The 14,057-nt window shown below is 68.6% G+C and carries 17 protein-coding genes; 12 read left to right on the plus strand and 5 right to left on the minus strand.

Annotation, left to right across the window (positions count from 1 at the left end; genetic code table 11):
* Positions 1 to 33: 33 nt before the first annotated feature.
* The 3 genes from BLT27_RS12135 (at position 34) to BLT27_RS12145 (ending at position 2,257) form a co-directional block, all read left to right on the plus strand.
* On the plus strand, positions 34 to 1,512 hold the full coding sequence (locus BLT27_RS12135; protein WP_089734255.1) for an NCS2 family permease: 1,479 nt from the start codon (positions 34 to 36) through the stop codon (positions 1,510 to 1,512).
* A 90-nt stretch (positions 1,513 to 1,602) separates the two neighbouring features.
* Entirely contained in the window at positions 1,603 to 1,848 is a 246-nt protein-coding gene (locus BLT27_RS12140) for a glutathione S-transferase N-terminal domain-containing protein (protein ID WP_089734257.1), read from the plus strand.
* A 136-nt stretch (positions 1,849 to 1,984) separates the two neighbouring features.
* A complete protein-coding gene (locus tag BLT27_RS12145) occupies positions 1,985 to 2,257 on the plus strand; it encodes a DUF5808 domain-containing protein (protein ID WP_089734259.1) in 273 nt (90 codons plus the stop codon).
* Here the strand turns inward: BLT27_RS12145 and BLT27_RS12150 are convergent, their stop codons facing one another.
* Positions 2,258 to 3,856, minus strand: coding sequence for an NADH-quinone oxidoreductase subunit D (locus tag BLT27_RS12150; protein ID WP_390255061.1), 1,599 nt, complete (start codon positions 3,854 to 3,856; stop codon positions 2,258 to 2,260).
* 177 nt (positions 3,857 to 4,033) lie between these two features.
* Here BLT27_RS12150 and BLT27_RS12155 point away from each other — a divergent pair, with 177 nt between their 5' ends.
* The 4 genes from BLT27_RS12155 (at position 4,034) to BLT27_RS19210 (ending at position 6,526) form a co-directional block, all read left to right on the plus strand.
* Positions 4,034 to 4,687, plus strand: coding sequence for a helix-turn-helix domain-containing protein (locus BLT27_RS12155; RefSeq protein ID WP_089734262.1), 654 nt, complete (start codon positions 4,034 to 4,036; stop codon positions 4,685 to 4,687).
* Between the two features lie 58 nt (positions 4,688 to 4,745).
* Positions 4,746 to 5,309 (plus strand): RdgB/HAM1 family non-canonical purine NTP pyrophosphatase, encoded by a 564-nt coding sequence (gene rdgB / locus BLT27_RS12160; RefSeq protein ID WP_089734264.1) that lies wholly within the window; start codon positions 4,746 to 4,748, stop codon positions 5,307 to 5,309.
* Positions 5,310 to 5,503: 194 nt separating this feature from the next.
* Positions 5,504 to 6,283: an SDR family NAD(P)-dependent oxidoreductase gene (locus BLT27_RS12165; protein ID WP_089734266.1), complete on the plus strand. Its 780-nt coding sequence runs from the start codon at positions 5,504 to 5,506 to the stop codon at positions 6,281 to 6,283.
* Between the two features lie 39 nt (positions 6,284 to 6,322).
* Positions 6,323 to 6,526: a hypothetical protein gene (locus tag BLT27_RS19210; protein ID WP_139172330.1), complete on the plus strand. Its 204-nt coding sequence runs from the start codon at positions 6,323 to 6,325 to the stop codon at positions 6,524 to 6,526.
* Here the strand turns inward: BLT27_RS19210 and BLT27_RS12170 are convergent, their stop codons facing one another.
* From BLT27_RS12170 to BLT27_RS12180, 4 genes are all read right to left on the minus strand, one after another.
* Positions 6,527 to 6,997 carry a DUF7384 family protein gene (locus BLT27_RS12170; protein WP_089734268.1) on the minus strand — a complete coding sequence of 157 codons (471 nt, stop codon included), beginning with the start codon at positions 6,995 to 6,997 and terminating at the stop codon, positions 6,527 to 6,529.
* Positions 6,987 to 7,124, minus strand: a complete 138-nt coding sequence (locus BLT27_RS19795; protein WP_175526448.1) for a hypothetical protein — start codon at positions 7,122 to 7,124, stop codon at positions 6,987 to 6,989. The genes BLT27_RS12170 and BLT27_RS19795 overlap by 11 nt, the downstream gene beginning before the upstream one ends.
* A complete protein-coding gene (locus tag BLT27_RS12175; protein WP_089734270.1) occupies positions 7,121 to 7,984 on the minus strand; it encodes a dihydrodipicolinate synthase family protein in 864 nt (287 codons plus the stop codon). The genes BLT27_RS19795 and BLT27_RS12175 overlap by 4 nt, the downstream gene beginning before the upstream one ends.
* 194 nt (positions 7,985 to 8,178) lie before the next feature.
* A complete protein-coding gene (locus tag BLT27_RS12180) occupies positions 8,179 to 8,835 on the minus strand; it encodes a potassium channel family protein (RefSeq protein ID WP_089734271.1) in 657 nt (218 codons plus the stop codon).
* A 195-nt stretch (positions 8,836 to 9,030) separates the two neighbouring features.
* Here BLT27_RS12180 and BLT27_RS12185 point away from each other — a divergent pair, with 195 nt between their 5' ends.
* Genes BLT27_RS12185 through BLT27_RS12205 form a run of 5 tightly spaced genes read left to right on the plus strand, consistent with a single transcriptional unit; the run spans position 9,031 to position 14,046 of the window.
* Positions 9,031 to 10,293 (plus strand): ABC transporter substrate-binding protein, encoded by a 1,263-nt coding sequence (locus BLT27_RS12185; protein ID WP_089734273.1) that lies wholly within the window; start codon positions 9,031 to 9,033, stop codon positions 10,291 to 10,293.
* Positions 10,294 to 10,296: 3 nt separating this feature from the next.
* Positions 10,297 to 11,316 (plus strand): branched-chain amino acid ABC transporter permease, encoded by a 1,020-nt coding sequence (locus BLT27_RS12190; protein ID WP_089734274.1) that lies wholly within the window; start codon positions 10,297 to 10,299, stop codon positions 11,314 to 11,316.
* Positions 11,313 to 12,425 (plus strand): branched-chain amino acid ABC transporter permease, encoded by a 1,113-nt coding sequence (locus tag BLT27_RS12195; protein WP_089734276.1) that lies wholly within the window; start codon positions 11,313 to 11,315, stop codon positions 12,423 to 12,425. The genes BLT27_RS12190 and BLT27_RS12195 overlap by 4 nt, the downstream gene beginning before the upstream one ends.
* A complete protein-coding gene (locus BLT27_RS12200) occupies positions 12,422 to 13,291 on the plus strand; it encodes an ABC transporter ATP-binding protein (protein WP_245707737.1) in 870 nt (289 codons plus the stop codon). Before BLT27_RS12195 ends, BLT27_RS12200 begins: the two co-directional genes overlap by 4 nt.
* The gene (locus BLT27_RS12205) at positions 13,288 to 14,046 is read left to right on the plus strand and encodes an ABC transporter ATP-binding protein (RefSeq protein WP_089734278.1); all 759 of its coding nucleotides are present in this window, start codon (positions 13,288 to 13,290) and stop codon (positions 14,044 to 14,046) included. The genes BLT27_RS12200 and BLT27_RS12205 overlap by 4 nt, the downstream gene beginning before the upstream one ends.
* Positions 14,047 to 14,057: the final 11 nt, after the last annotated feature.

Raw genomic sequence — 14,057 nt, forward strand, 5'->3', positions numbered from 1 at the left:
TACTGCAGTTCTGTGGTTGGCCGTACGTGCATTATGGGTTCCAGTGAGAGTGCGGCGGAGCAGTCGGACGCTAGTGGTGGGTCCAGCTGGTTCGCCGACTACTTCGGCTTCGACGAGCACGGTACAGACCTCAAAACCGAACTCCTGGCGGGGCTGACGACGTTCCTGACGATGAGCTACATCGTCGCCGTGAACCCGCAGATAATGGCTCAGACGAGGGACAACGAGGGGAACGTCACGAGTCCCGGCATCGCGCTGTCCGGCTACACCGACGACCAGGTCATCCAGATGCTCGCGGTCGTCACCATCCTCGCGAGCGTCGCCGCCATCCTCGTGATGGCGTTCTACGCGAACCGGCCGTTCGCGCAGGCACCCGGCCTCGGACTGAACGCCTTCTTCGCGTTCACCGTCGTCGGCGCGATGGGTATCCCGTGGCAGACAGCCCTCGCCGCCGTCGTCACCGAAGGTGTGCTGTTCATCGTCCTGACCGCCGTCGGCGCGCGGGAGTACGTCATCGGCCTCATCCCCGAACCGGTGAAGTTCTCGGTCGGAACGGGTATCGGGCTGTTCCTCGGCATCATCGGCCTGGAGGCGATGGGCATCATCACCGGCGAGGCGGGCACCATCGTCGCGCTGTCCTCCATCGCGGAGAGCCCGGCCGCCATCGTCTCCGCCGTCGGGCTGTTCCTCACCGTGGCGCTCTACGCCCGGGGGGTGAAGGGCTCCATCGTCATCGGCATCGTACTGACCACGCTCGCCGGCTTCGCGCTCTCGTTCGCCGGCATCGGCTCGGGGTCGCTCTCGGGCGATTTCATCACCGAGGGCGCGTTCGTCGCCGGCGAACTCCCGCAGGCGACCTACGACATCACGCCGCTGGCCGGCGCGTTCCTCTCCGGCTTCCAGGACGTCGAGGCGTTCACGTTCGCACTCGTCGTGTTCACGTTCTTCTTCGTGGACTTCTTCGACACCGCCGGCACGCTCGTCGGCGTCGGCCAGGCCGGCGACTTCCTCGACGAGGACGGCGAACTGCCGGACATCGACAAGCCCCTGATGGCGGACGCGGTCGGTACGACCACGGGCGGCATGCTCGGCACCTCGACCGTCACGACGTACATCGAGTCCGCGACCGGCGTCGAGGAGGGCGGCCGAACGGGGATGACCGCGCTCGTGGTCGCGACCCTCTTCCTCGTCTCGCTCGTGTTCGTCCCGCTCGCGGCCGCGATTCCCCTGTACGCGTCGCATATCGCGCTGGTCGTCGTGGCCATCCTGATGCTGCGCAACGTCGTCGAGGTCCAGTGGGACGACATCACCCACGCGGTCCCGGCGGGGCTGACCATCATGGTCATGCCCTTCACGTTCTCCATCGCGTACGGTATCGCGGCAGGTATCCTCAGCTATCCCATCGTCAAGACCGCCGCCGGCGAGTTCGACGAGACGAACGCCGGGCAGTGGTTGCTCGCGGGTGCGTTCCTCGTCTACTTCGCCGTGCGAACCAGCGGCATCGTCGGCTGACACCCGGTGACGCTCTCGCGCCGTGGTCTGACGCCAGCGGCGCACACGACCGCCGTCCCTTTTATCGCGAGGCGCCAAGCGGTGACCAGCATGTCCAACCTCGAACTGTACGACCTCCCCGGCTGCCCGTTCTGCGCGAAGGTGAAGACAAAGCTCGACGAACTCGGCCTCGAGTACGAGACCCACGAGGTGCCACGGTCGCACAGCCAGCGCACCGAAGTGAAGGCGGTCAGCGGTCAGACGGGCGTCCCGGTTCTGGTCGACCCGGACAACGGCGTCGAGGGGATGCCCGAGTCCGACGACATCGTCGCCTACCTCGAGAAGCAGTACGCCTGAGCGCGTCTCGGGGTCGTCCCGATGTCCGGCGGTCCCGCCGACGCGCGGGGCACGCCGTCCCGGCCGGTGACCGCGGCGGCACGGAACGGTCGGCGCGACGACAATCTTCTTAAATCAACCGCCCGTACGGACAGGTATGTCCGATAAACCGAGTTCTGGCGAGATTCTGGGGGTTCCGTACAACTTCGAACGGCCGAGCCTGAGCCGCATGCTCTCCTCGTACTGGGAGCCCGGCGAGGGGATGCTCGTGAAGAAGCCGTTCGGCATCGGCTACACGCTGAACCTGGCGAACTGGCGTTCGTGGGTCGTCATCGCGGTGGCCGGCGGCCTGCTCTGGCAGGAGCGTAACTCCGGCTCGGAGGCTGCCGAAGATGAGGACGAGGCCGTCGAGGTCATCGTCGAGGACTAGTCAGCGGTCCACTTCTCCCATGATCGTATCGAGGCTGCCCAGCGACGCGACCAGGTCGGGGACGTACTCGCCCTCGGCCATGGCGGGCAGCGCGGAGAGGTTCGAGAAGCACGGGCTCCGGATCTTGAAGCGCGCCGGCTCGTCCGTCCCATCCGAGCGCATGTAGATGCCGAGTTCGCCCTTCGCGCCCTCGACGGCGCGGTACACCTCGGTGTCGGCCTCGGGCTTGAGGGTGCGTGGGACGTTGGACTGGATGGTGCGGTCCTCCTCGGGCCACGCCTCGAGGACGTCGACGCACTGCTCGATGATCTTCGCGGACTCCTCGACCTCCTGCAGTCGAACGAGCACGCGGGCGAAGTTGTCACAGCCGTCGCGCGTGACCACTTCCCAGTCGAGTTCGTCGTAGTAGCCGTACGGGTCGTCCCGGCGGAGGTCGTAGTCGACCCCGGAGCCGCGGGCGACGGGGCCGGTGCAGCCGTACTCCCTCGCGACCTCCGGGTCGAGGTGGCCGGTGTCGACACAGCGGAGCTGGAATATCTCGTTGCTCGTCAGCAGGTCGTGGTACTCCTCCAGCGCGGGTGGCAGCGTCGCCAGCGTCTCGCGCACGTCCGCGAAGAACGCCTCCCGCGGGTCGGGGAGGTCCCAGGCGACCCCGCCGAGTCTGAAGTAGTTGAACATCATCCGCTGCCCGGTGAGCTGTTCGAGCAAGCCCAGCGCCTTCTCACGGTCGCGGATGCCGTACTGGAAGACGGCGGTGAACTCGCCGAAGACGTCCAGTGCGTACGTCGCGATGGCGAGCATGTGGGAGGCGATGCGGCAGAGCTCGGCCCCCATCGTCCGGATGACCTGCGCGTACTCCGGCACCTCGATGTCGGCCATGTCCTCGGCGGCACGGGCGTACGCCCACTCGTTCAGCAGGCCCGCTGACGCCCAGTCCCAGCGGTCGGGGTACGGCATGATCTGGTGGCGGTAGCTGCCGTTCTGGCACATCTGCTCCTCGCAGCGGTGGATGAAGCCGATGTCCGGGTCCACGTCGGCCACCGTCTCGCCGTCGAGCACCGTCTTGACGTGCAACACGCCGTGGGTCGACGGGTGATGTGGGCCGATGTTGAGGAACAGCGTGTCCTGCTCGCGCTCGTCGTCCCGCAGCGGGTTGGCGTGCTCCTCCAGTGGGACGACCTGTGGCTGGTCCTGGTCGTAGTCCAGCGAGAGCGGATGCCCCTGCCAGGTGCGCGGGAGGAGGATGCGCCGCGGGTCCGGGTGGTCGCCGTAGTCGATGCCGACGAGGTCGAACGCCTCGCGCTCGTGCCAGTTGGCCGTCTCGTAGACGGGGGCGGCGGACTCGCTCCACGGGTCGTCGACGCTCGTCGGGACGACGACGCTCAGCTCGTCGGTCGGGTCGTCGTACTGCTTCAGGTGGTAGATGGTCTCGTAGCGGTCCTCGTACTGCTGGGCGGTGACGCAGGAGCAGTGGTCGTAGCCCGCCTCGCGCTTGAGATGGCTGAGGACGGTCTGGACCTCGTCCGGCCGGACGACGATGCCCGGCGCGTTCAGGTGCTCCTCGCGGTCGAGGACGTACTCACCCACGAGGCCGTCGATGTCCGGTTCGGCCGCGCCTTCGGTCCGTGCCAGCGTCCCGGCCGTTCCGCCGCTCACGGCGCGGCACCTCCTGTGTGACTCGTCGGTCGCTCCATACCGGTGTTCGTGCCCCACGAGCCACGGCATTTTGGTCGCAGTCGCTAGGGGATTTAAGTCCCCGGCCCGAACCCGCCGCCGATGAAGTACCTGCAGGTCACGTTCAGGCACTCGGCGGAGACCATCCACCCGATGCACGAGTTCGTCTGCGACCACGGAAGGTACGACGAGTACCACCTCGTGAACTGGAACTTCGCCACGCCCGACGCGAACACGCTCCTGTTCCACGTCCGCGGCCCGCGCGAACCCTACGAGGGGGCGCTCCGGGAGGTCGAGGGGGTCCGGTCGTTCGAGGTCGCACCGCTCGGCGACGACCGGTTCTACGTCTACGTCATGGACGAGCCGGACGAGACCGGGCGGGGGCTGATGGACGCGTTCTCCCGGCCGAGCATCGCCGCCGTCCCGCCGCTGTCCTACCGGATGGACCGCTCGGTGTCCATCGGGGTCCTCGGCGAGCCCGACCGCCTCTGGGAGGTGTTCGAGGCGACCCCGGACGGTATCGACGTCGACATCGAGCGGGTCGGCCAGTACGCCGCGGACCCGGCTGTCGCCGGCGCACGGCTCACGGACCGCCAGCGCGAGGCCGTCCGCGTCGCACAGGAACTCGGCTACTACGAGGTGCCGCGGGACGCCACCGTGGCGGACGTGGCCAACGCGCTCGACTGCTCGACGGGCACCGCCGCCGAACATCTCCAGAAGGCCGCCGCCGAACTGCTCGGCGACCTGGACTGCTGACTGTCGGGTGTCGACCGCGACCGACGGCTCTTTGACGCCGACACGCCGACGCTACCGCATGACGATTCGCTTCGTGACGAGCAACGAGGGGAAGGTTCGCGAGGCCAGCGAGTACCTCACCGAACCCGTCGAGCAGGTGAACTACGACTACACCGAGATACAGAGCGACGACCTCGGCGACATCGCCGCCCACGGCGCACGCGAGGCGTTCGCCCACCTGGGCGGCGAGGCGCCGGTGCTGGTCGACGACGCCGGGCTCTTCTGCGACGCCTTCGACGGCTTCCCGGGCCCGTACTCGGCCTACGTCCAGGACACCGTCGGCGTGGGGGGCGTCCGCGAACTCGTCGCCACCGCCGACGACGACCGGGCGCGATTCCGGACCGTCCTCGCGTACTACGACGGCGACGAGGTCGTCACGTTCGACGGCGCGGTCCAGGGTCGCATCGTCGACCCGCGCGGCGACGGCGGTTTCGGATACGACCCCATCTTCGAGCACGACGGGCAGACGCTCGCGGAGATGAGCACCGCCGAGAAGAACGCCATCAGCCACCGTGGCCGCGCCCTGGCGAAGTTCGCGGACTGGCTCGCCGCCGAGCCAGCCGAGCGGAAGGGGCCACGGTAGCCCCCCATCCGCTCACCCGGCAGTTCAAGTACGAAGCCGGGGACAGGGTCGGCGTGTACTGACGACCGACCCCCGGCTGACCGAGGCGCGAGCGCGGCACATCGCCGGGGGCAGCAGCGCGCCGCCTGTTCGCCATCGCGTTCCGTCCGACCGAAACCCGAAGGGTTACTCTCCCGGCGTCCCCCGTTGCCGATATGACACGCGACACCGCCCTCGTCACCGGCGCGTCCGCCGGCATCGGTCGCGAGCTCGCCAGACAGTTCGCCCGTCACGGCCACGACGTCGTCGCCGTCGCCCGCAGCGAGGCGACGCTCGACGAGGTGGCCGACGAGATAGAGTCCCGCTACGCCGTCGACGTGACGCCGCTCCCGATGGACCTCGACCGGGACGGCGCGAGCCAGGAGCTGTACGACGCGGTTCACGAGCGCGGCCTCGACGTGGGTATCCTCGTGAACAACGTCGGTATCGGCACCTACGGCCCGTTCGCCGACAGCGACCTCGACGAGGAGCGCACGCAGCTCCGGCTCAACGTCGTCACGCTCGTCGAGCTGACCCGGCTGTTCCTCGACGACTTCACCGCGCAGGACCGCGGGAAGATCCTCAACGTGGGCTCGACCGCTGGCTTCCAGCCGGGGCCGTTCATGGCCGGCTACTACGCCAGCAAGGCGTACGTCAACTCCTTCACCGAGGCGCTCGCCGAGGAGCTCCGCGAGACCGGCGTCTCCGCGACGGTGCTCGCTCCGGGTCCCGTGGACACGGACTTCCAGTCGCGTGCGGGCATGACGGACTCGGCGGTCGGGTCGACGTACAAACAGCCCGTCGAGGATGTCGCGAAGGCCGGCTACACCGGGCTGATGAAGGGCAAGGCGGTCGTCGTCCCGGGGCTGCCGATGAAGGCGCTGTACCTGCTGTCGCGTGTGACGCCGCGACCCATCCTCCGGCGGGTCGCACGGATTGTCAACGAAGAGCGGTAATCGCAAGTCGTATTGGGCTCCTGTCCGGCGGTTACGGTGATGTCCTCCGGAACGTTCGTCAGGCGACTTGGCCCCCATCGAGCCGCGTTGCTCGCTGCCGGTGGTAGCGCCACCGCGCTCCTGCTGGTGGCTGCACTGCTCTTCCTGGCCGACTCCGTGCTGTACTGGCTGGTCCTCGGGTTCGCGCCGGTCGACTTCGGTCTCGTCTACCTCCTCCTCAAGCGGAGCTTCGAGCAGGCCTGATCAGGCCCGCGGGTCGCGGTCCGGCCCCGGGTACTCGCCACCGACCGTGGCCTCGTACAGGCTCTCGGCGTCGAACAGCCGTGCGAACGCGTCCGGTGTCCGGACGCTGACCGACATCCGGCGGTTCAGGTTCGCCCCGGCGTCGACGCTACCCAGCCCCTCGTCGAAGCTGAGGAGGTGTGCGGCCCGCCCCCGGTACGCCGACGCGAGACCAGGGTGGTCGGTCGCGGGGTGGTCGACTGGCTCGCGCTCCCGTTCGATCCGCTCGCGCCAGTCCGCGGCGAGCGACGCGTCCGTCAGCGTCGCGATGACCGCCGCCGCGTCGTCGAGCAGATGGTCGCTCGCGACCAGTGTCACCCAGTCGTGTCGCCGGACGTGGTCCATGGCCGCGCGGCTCGCCCCGTCACAGCAGAGGTCGGCGACGAGTACGTCCGCGTCGGCGACGACGCGGGCGGCAGCCTCAACGCCCATCGCCGCCCTCCTCGTCGGCGTCCGGGTCGTCGGCGCTCGCGGCACGGCGTTCGGTGAGCGTCGCCCGCACGTCGTCGACGGTCACGTCGTACGCGGCCGCCCGGTCGAACAGCGCTTCCCAGCTCATCGTGCGGCCTCGACGAGTTCGGCGAGCTCGGTCGCGGTGGCGTCGTCGACCGGGCCGAACGGCCGCCGGACGTGGCCGGCGGGGAGCGACCGCGAGCGCATCGCGGCCTTCAGTCCCGGGACGCCGTAGCGGGCGGTGACCGCTCGGTTCAGTTCGACGAGCGCCCGGTTCAGCGCGCGTGCACCGTCGTCGTCCCCGTCGGCGTGGCGTTCGTACACCTCGCTCGCGCGTTCGGGGACGACGTTCGCCAGCGCGAGGACCCCACCGTCAGCGCCGTGGTCGAGTCCGGCAGCGTAGATGCTTCCGCTCCCGACGAGCACGGCGAAGTCGGCGTCCTCGGTGAGCGCAGCGGTGCGCTGGAGCCGTTCGAGGTTCCCGCTCGAGTCCTTGATGCCACCGACGTTCGGGTGTGTCGCGAGCGACTCGACGGTGCGCGGGTCGAGCGCCGTCTCGGTGTACTTCGGGACGCTGTAGAGGTAGATGGGGATGGGGCTCTCGTCGGCGAGGTCGCGGTAGTACGACGCGAGTGCCGACTGGTCGTGTCTGAAGTAGTAGGGGGTCACCACGAGCGCGGCGTCGGCACCGGCCGCGGCGGCAGCCTCGGTGTCGGCGAGCGTCTCGCGGTAGCCCGGCTGCCCCGTGCCGGCGAGGACGGGCACCTCGCTTCGGTCGGCGACGACCTCGACGACGCGACGGCGCTCCACTGGCGTGAGCAGTGGTGCCTCGCTGTTCGACCCACACGGCACGACGAAATCGACCCCGGCGTCGGTGACGCGGTCGACCAGCGCGCGGAGTGCGGCTTCGTCCACGTCGCCGGTCTCGTCGAAGGGTGTCACGAGCGGCAGTCCGGTGCCTTGCATGGTCGTAGTGAGTCGGCGGGACGACAAAAGCGAACCGCTGGCGGGTATCCGCGTCGGTGTGCGACAAACGTCTGACGTAGCTTTATGAGCAACCGATGTCACGAACCGATAGGGCGCGCACGACGGCCTCGAACTCCCATCCTACACGTCGCGCGCCCGGTAGCTGTCTCTCCCCCCTTTCCACCTTCACACGCTCAGGCAGCGGTGAGTGCCTGGCGGACCGAGTCGATGCCCGTCTGTTCGACGACGACGGCGAGCCGGTCGCCCGCCTCGATGGACGTCGAGGGGAGCGGAATCGTGAGCGGGCCGTCGCTGGAGCCGTGGGCGTAGACTCGTGCCTGCTCGGGCAGGTCGACCTCGACGACGCGCTTACCGACGAGCTGGGAGTCCGCAGGGATCTCGAAGACGGAGAACTGCAGGTTCTCGGTCACGTCCGCGAGGACGTTGAAGTCGCCACCGAGCATCGCGGTCTTCGCCCCGGCGGCACCCAGCCGTTCGGGGTAGATGACCTCGTCGACGTCGCTGGCGTACTTCTCGTAGATGTCCTCGCGGTAGTCCTCGTCGATGCGGAGGACGGTCCGGGCACCGTTGTGCTTCCCGATCATACAGGCGGTGAAGTTCGCGTTCAGGTCGGGCGTGAGCGCGGCGATGGCGTCCGAGTCGGCGATTCCAGCTTCGACGAGGACGTCCTCGTCCTCGGCGTCGCCCTCGACGACGTCGAACCCGTCGTTGCGCGCGCGCTCCACGCGGTCCGGGTCGTTGTCGACGACGACGACGTCGTGGCCCTCCTCGCTGAGGATGCGGCAGGTTCTCGTTCCGACACGACCGTAGCCCACGATAACGAACTTCATGGGGGACGCTACGCGAGCGGGGGGTAAAAAAGATAGTCCCGGGAGGGCGGCCGATGTGGGGCGGGAGCAGGCGGTCGGTTCGCTGTGGATGCCGAAGTCGACAGGCTTGAATCCACCGGTCTGACAGGCTGACCCCGCCGTCAGCTTTCGATTTCACCACGTAGGTTTATCTATGGTCGTTTGTTAGTCCTGGGCATGAGTGGCAACAACACTTGGGGTACGGTGGACAGGCGTACGATGCTCCGCGCCGCTGGCGCGGCAGGCATCGGTGGACTCGCGGGCTGTCTCGGCGGTGGCGGCGGCGAGGGTGGTGCGAACGACCTGACCGTCGGCTTCGCGACGTCGCTGTCGGGGCCGTTCTCGGTGTTCGGCCAGTCGGCGCTCGACGGGGCGATGCTCGCGGTCGAGGACCTGGAGGAGGAACTCGGCGTCAGCATCACGGTCGAGGACGGGGACACCCAGCTCGACCCGCAGACGGGCGTGAGCCAGCTCCAGCGGATGGTCACCGAGGCCGACGCGGACTTCACGATGGGGGCTGTCTCGTCGAGCGCCGCGCAGGCGATGGCCTCGTGGGCGAACGAGAACGAGGTCATCTACATGCCGACGGGAGCACACGGCGACGGGCTGACCGGCGAGGCGTGCGGGCCGTACTCGTTCCGTCCGACCGCGTCGAACTCGATGCTCGCGGCGAGCATCGGTGCCGAGATGGCCGAGAGCGCGGACAGCTGGTACCTGCTCTACTCGGACTACGCGTGGGGCCAGACCGCACAGGCGGCGGTGACCCGCATCCTGGAGGAGCAGGGCAAGGAGGTCGTCGGCCGGTCGGCGACGCCGTTCCCGGCGGACGACTACTCGCCGTACCTCAACGAGGCGGACAACTCCGGCGCAGAGGGCATCGGGATGCTCATCGCGGGACTCGACCTGCGGAAGGCGTCCAACCAGCTCGTTTCGCAGGGCATGCAGGGGGACTACACGCTCGCGATGCACCAGCTCGAGGACGCCGTCTTCTGGGGTCTGGACCGTGAGTCGGCCGGAATTCTCGACTCCGCGGGGCAGGTCTGGGGGCCGGCGGTCGACACCGACGCGAGCGTCGACTTCTGCGAGCGCGTCGCCGAGAGCTCCGAGACGGACCCGTACGTCCGGCACTTCCTCGGCTACCTCTCGATGGACCAGGCGGTGCGGGCGGCCGTGCGGGCGGACTCGACCAACGCCGACGACATGCGCGGGGCGCTGGAGGGCCACGAGGTGACGTCCATGGCCGCCGACATCAAGGGCGGCGACAGTGGCATGTACTGGCGCGAGGGCGACCACCAGCTCATCCAGCCCACCTACACAGTCGAGGCGATGGCGGTCGAGGAGATGTCCGAGGACCCCTACAAGCGGTGGTTCCAGACGGTGAACACGTACGACGGTGACGACGTGGCACGCCCGGTCTCCGAAACCGGCTGTTCGATGTGATCGATGAACACGACGGAACTCACTCGTGAGGACCTCGCGACGGTCTCGCCGGCCTGGTGGGCCGCCGCCCTCGTGGCGGTCGTCCTGCTAGCGGTCACGTTCGCCGTCGAGCCCGGGCTGTTCATCGACCAGGCCATCGGCGGCCTCGTGTACGGGATGGTGCTGGTGCTCGTCACGCTCGGGCTCTCGCTCATCCTCGGGCTGATGGGTATCGTCAACTTCGCCCACGGCGCGTTCTTCATGCTGGGTGCGTACCTCTCGTACTCGGTCGTCGTCACGCTCGGCCTGCCGTTCTGGGCGGCGCTGATACTGGCACCGCTCGCCGTCGGCGTGGTCGGCGTCGTCCTGGAGATCACCGTGCTGCGATACCTCTACGGTTCGGACCCCATCGTCAGCCTGCTCGCGACGTTCGGCCTGACGATGATGATCGAGGAGGTCATCCGCGCGTACTGGGGCACCGCACCGCTGGAGATCTCCCGTCCGTCGGTACTGACGCGCGGGACGGACCTCGGCGTGACGACGGTGCCGACCTACCGGCTGTTCCTGGTCGGCGTCGCGGTGCTCACCATCGTCGCGGTGTACCTGCTCATCTCGCGGACGGACTTCGGGCTCACGGTCAGGGCCGGGGTGCAGGACGGCGAGATGACCGAGTTCGTCGGGGTGAACCTCCCGGTTCGCTTCACCGCGATGTTCTTCCTCGGCGCGGCGCTGGCCGGCTTCGCCGGCGTGCTGTACTCGGCCGAGACGGGCATGCGGACGACGATGGGTGAGACGTTCGTCATCCTCGCGTTCGTGGTCGTCGTCGTCGGTGGTATCGGGAGCCTGTTCGGGAGCGTGGTGAGCGGCATCCTCATCGGCGTGTCGGCGTACCTCACGCCGGTCGTGCTCTCCGCGCTCGCGGAGGTGACGAACCAGCCGTGGCTGGCGCTCCAGATCCGGGACCTCGTCCCGTACCTCGTGATGATACTCATCCTGCTGTACCGGCCACGGGGGCTGTTCGGCGAGGAGGGGTTCCTGGAATGAGCGGCGAGACGGCGACCGGCGGCGGGTCGACCGAGACGCTGGACCGCGCGCGCTCGCTGCTCGGACGCTACCGGGTGCCGGTCGGGCTCGTCCTGGTCGTCGTGCTGTTGCGCCCGGTCATCTCGAACCCGCTGCTGCTCGGCTACGAGGCCGTCGCGGCGACCATCCTCATCTGGATGGTGTTCGTCGCGGCGTTCAACCTGCTGTTCGGCTACGCGGGCCTGCTCTCGTTCGGGCACGCGATGTTCCTCGGCTTCGGGATGTACGCCGCGGCCATCGGCGTCTCCGGCCGGGCCGGCGCACCCCAGCTGCCGTTCCCGGTCGCCGCGGCAATCGGCATCGCCGTCGCGGCGACGGTCGGCTACCTGCTCGGGCGGCTCACCGTCGAGAAGGGCGAGATATACTTCGCCTTCCTCACACTGGCGGTCGCACAGGCAGTGGAGTTCACCGCGAACCGTAACCCGCTGAACCTCACCGGGGGCTCGAACGGCGTCACGCAGAACGTGCTGCCGGGCTTCGTCGAGTCGACGCGGGGCCAGCTCGTCGTCGTCTTCGGGGGCCTCGAGGTCGACTGGTACTGGTTCGTGTCGGCCGTGTTCCTCGTCTCGATGCTCGCGCTCTGGCAGATCGTCCGCTCGCCGTTCGGGCGGTCGCTCGTCGCCATCCGCGAGAACGGCGACCTCGCGCGGGCGATGGGAATCGACACGACCCGGTACAAGGTGCAGGCGTTCACCATCAGCGCCGCGTTCTCCGCGCTCGCCGGGTCGGTGCTGATGGTCGACCGGTACGGCGCGTCACAGGAGACCCTCAGCGTCATCACCAGCGGCGACACCGTGCTGATGGCCGTCCTCGGCGGGGTCCGGTACTTCTTCGGACCCATCGCGGGCGTGTTCGTCTGGCAGTTCGCCGAGGAGTTCCTCAACGAGTTCGAGGTGCTACACCTCGGGTTCACCAGCGTCGACCTCTCGGGGGTGTTGACCCACTGGCAGTTCTTCCTCGGCGCGCTGTTCGTCGTGCTCGTCGTGGTCGCCCCGCTGGAGGGCATCTGGGGCTACCTGCGTGACTGGGTGCGCGACCTCTACGTCCGTCTCAAGGGGGTGGCCGAATGAGCGACACCGCCGACACAGCCACCGAGACGACCGACGACGTGGAGCCGACGGACGCCGGCCGCGAGGCCGACACGATGCCGTCGCCGGACCCCGCCGTCGATCCAACGACGGCCGCCCTGGCGACCGACGGCCTCCGCCGGACGTTCGGCGAGGTCACCGCGGTCGACCGCGTCTCGCTCGGCGTCGAGCGCGGCGAGCTCCGGGCCATCATCGGCCCGAACGGCGCTGGCAAGACGACGCTGTTCAACACCATCATGGGGACGCTCCCGCCGACCGACGGACGGGTGTTCCTCGACGGGCAGGACGTCACCGAGCGCGACGAGCACGAGCGCCCCCACCTCGGGCTGGCGCGGTCGTTCCAGTCGAACGAGCTGTTCGAGGAACAGACGGTGCTCGAGAACGTCCGCGTCGTCGTCCAGACGAGCCGTCGCGGCGCGTTCAGCTTCGACCTGTTCCGGGACCACCGGTCCGTGGGCAGGGAGCGAGCCCTCGAACTGCTCGACACCGTCGGGCTCGACGCGCCACCGTCGACGCTCGCGAAGAACCTCTCGCACGGCGACCAGCGCCGGCTCGGCATCGCGATGGCGCTGGCGACCGAGCCCGAGGTGCTGCTGCTGGACGAACCAACCTCGGGGATGAGCCCCGGCGCGACGACGGCGACGGCGAACCTCATCGAGGAGATCCGTGACGAGCTCGGGCTGACGGTCGTCCTCATCGAGCACGACATGGACGTCGTGCTCTCCATCTCGGACCGCATCTCGGTGCTGAACCGCGGGTCGCTCATCGCGACCGGCCCGCCGGAGGAGATACAGGCGAACGACGCCGTCCAGGACGCGTACCTCGGCGGTATGCGGGAGGAACTATGAGTTCGGACTGGGACGCTAGCACGACCGCTGACGCGACGGAACCGTCCGGCGCACTGCTCGAAGTCGACGGCCTCGCGGCCGGCTACGACACCGGCCAGGTGCTGTTCGACGTCGACCTCGCCATCGAGGAGGGCGAGCTGGTCTCCCTGCTCGGACGCAACGGCGCGGGGAAGACCACGACGATGCACGCCATCATGGGCGCCGACGAGCCGGCGGTGCTCGGCGGCGACATCCGGTACCGCGGCGAGTCCATCGTTGACTGGCAGTCACACCGGCGCGCGAACCGCGGTATCGCCATCGTGCCGGAGAAGCGGCGGTGCTTCCCTCGTCTCTCGGTCGTCGAGAACGTCCGTCTCGCCATCAACCACGCGCAGAACCCGCTCGGGCTGGACGAGGCGCTCGCGTTCTTCCCCGAACTCGACGACATGCGCGGGAAGGAGGCCCGGAACATGAGCGGCGGCGAACAGCAGATGCTCGCCATCGCCCGCGCGCTCGCGGCGAACCCGGACCTGATGCTGCTCGACGAGCCGTTCGAGGGGCTCGCGCCGTACATCGTCCGGCGCATCGAGGACATCGTCGCCGATATCAACGCCGAACAGGGTATCACGGTCTTCTTCGTCGAGCAGAACGTCGCGGCCGCACTCGCCATCGCGGACCGCCACTACGTGCTCGACGAGGGCCATATCGTCGACGAGGTGACGAGCGACCGCATCCGCGAGGACGAGGAGTTCCGTCAACGATACCTCGGTGTGTGACCGTGTCTTCG

This window comes from Haloarchaeobius iranensis (assembly GCF_900103505.1).
In the GTDB taxonomy this organism is placed as follows: Archaea; Halobacteriota; Halobacteria; order Halobacteriales; family Natrialbaceae; genus Haloarchaeobius; species Haloarchaeobius iranensis.

Excerpts from the sequence above, each read along its gene's own strand:
- BLT27_RS12135 (WP_089734255.1), top strand. The coding sequence starts at position 34 with ATGGGTTCCAGTGAGAGTGCGGCGGAGCAGTCGGACGCTAGTGGTGGG.
- BLT27_RS12140 (WP_089734257.1), top strand. The coding sequence starts at position 1,603 with ATGTCCAACCTCGAACTGTACGACCTCCCCGGCTGCCCGTTCTGCGCG.
- BLT27_RS12145 (WP_089734259.1), top strand. The coding sequence starts at position 1,985 with ATGTCCGATAAACCGAGTTCTGGCGAGATTCTGGGGGTTCCGTACAAC.
- BLT27_RS12155 (WP_089734262.1), top strand. The coding sequence starts at position 4,034 with ATGAAGTACCTGCAGGTCACGTTCAGGCACTCGGCGGAGACCATCCAC.
- rdgB (WP_089734264.1), top strand. The coding sequence starts at position 4,746 with ATGACGATTCGCTTCGTGACGAGCAACGAGGGGAAGGTTCGCGAGGCC.
- BLT27_RS12165 (WP_089734266.1), top strand. The coding sequence starts at position 5,504 with ATGACACGCGACACCGCCCTCGTCACCGGCGCGTCCGCCGGCATCGGT.
- BLT27_RS19210 (WP_139172330.1), top strand. The coding sequence starts at position 6,323 with ATGTCCTCCGGAACGTTCGTCAGGCGACTTGGCCCCCATCGAGCCGCG.
- BLT27_RS12170 (WP_089734268.1), bottom strand. The coding sequence starts at position 6,997 with ATGGGCGTTGAGGCTGCCGCCCGCGTCGTCGCCGACGCGGACGTACTC.
- BLT27_RS19795 (WP_175526448.1), bottom strand. The coding sequence starts at position 7,124 with ATGAGCTGGGAAGCGCTGTTCGACCGGGCGGCCGCGTACGACGTGACC.
- BLT27_RS12175 (WP_089734270.1), bottom strand. The coding sequence starts at position 7,984 with ATGCAAGGCACCGGACTGCCGCTCGTGACACCCTTCGACGAGACCGGC.
- BLT27_RS12180 (WP_089734271.1), bottom strand. The coding sequence starts at position 8,835 with ATGAAGTTCGTTATCGTGGGCTACGGTCGTGTCGGAACGAGAACCTGC.
- BLT27_RS12185 (WP_089734273.1), top strand. The coding sequence starts at position 9,031 with ATGAGTGGCAACAACACTTGGGGTACGGTGGACAGGCGTACGATGCTC.
- BLT27_RS12190 (WP_089734274.1), top strand. The coding sequence starts at position 10,297 with ATGAACACGACGGAACTCACTCGTGAGGACCTCGCGACGGTCTCGCCG.
- BLT27_RS12195 (WP_089734276.1), top strand. The coding sequence starts at position 11,313 with ATGAGCGGCGAGACGGCGACCGGCGGCGGGTCGACCGAGACGCTGGAC.
- BLT27_RS12200 (WP_245707737.1), top strand. The coding sequence starts at position 12,422 with ATGAGCGACACCGCCGACACAGCCACCGAGACGACCGACGACGTGGAG.
- BLT27_RS12205 (WP_089734278.1), top strand. The coding sequence starts at position 13,288 with ATGAGTTCGGACTGGGACGCTAGCACGACCGCTGACGCGACGGAACCG.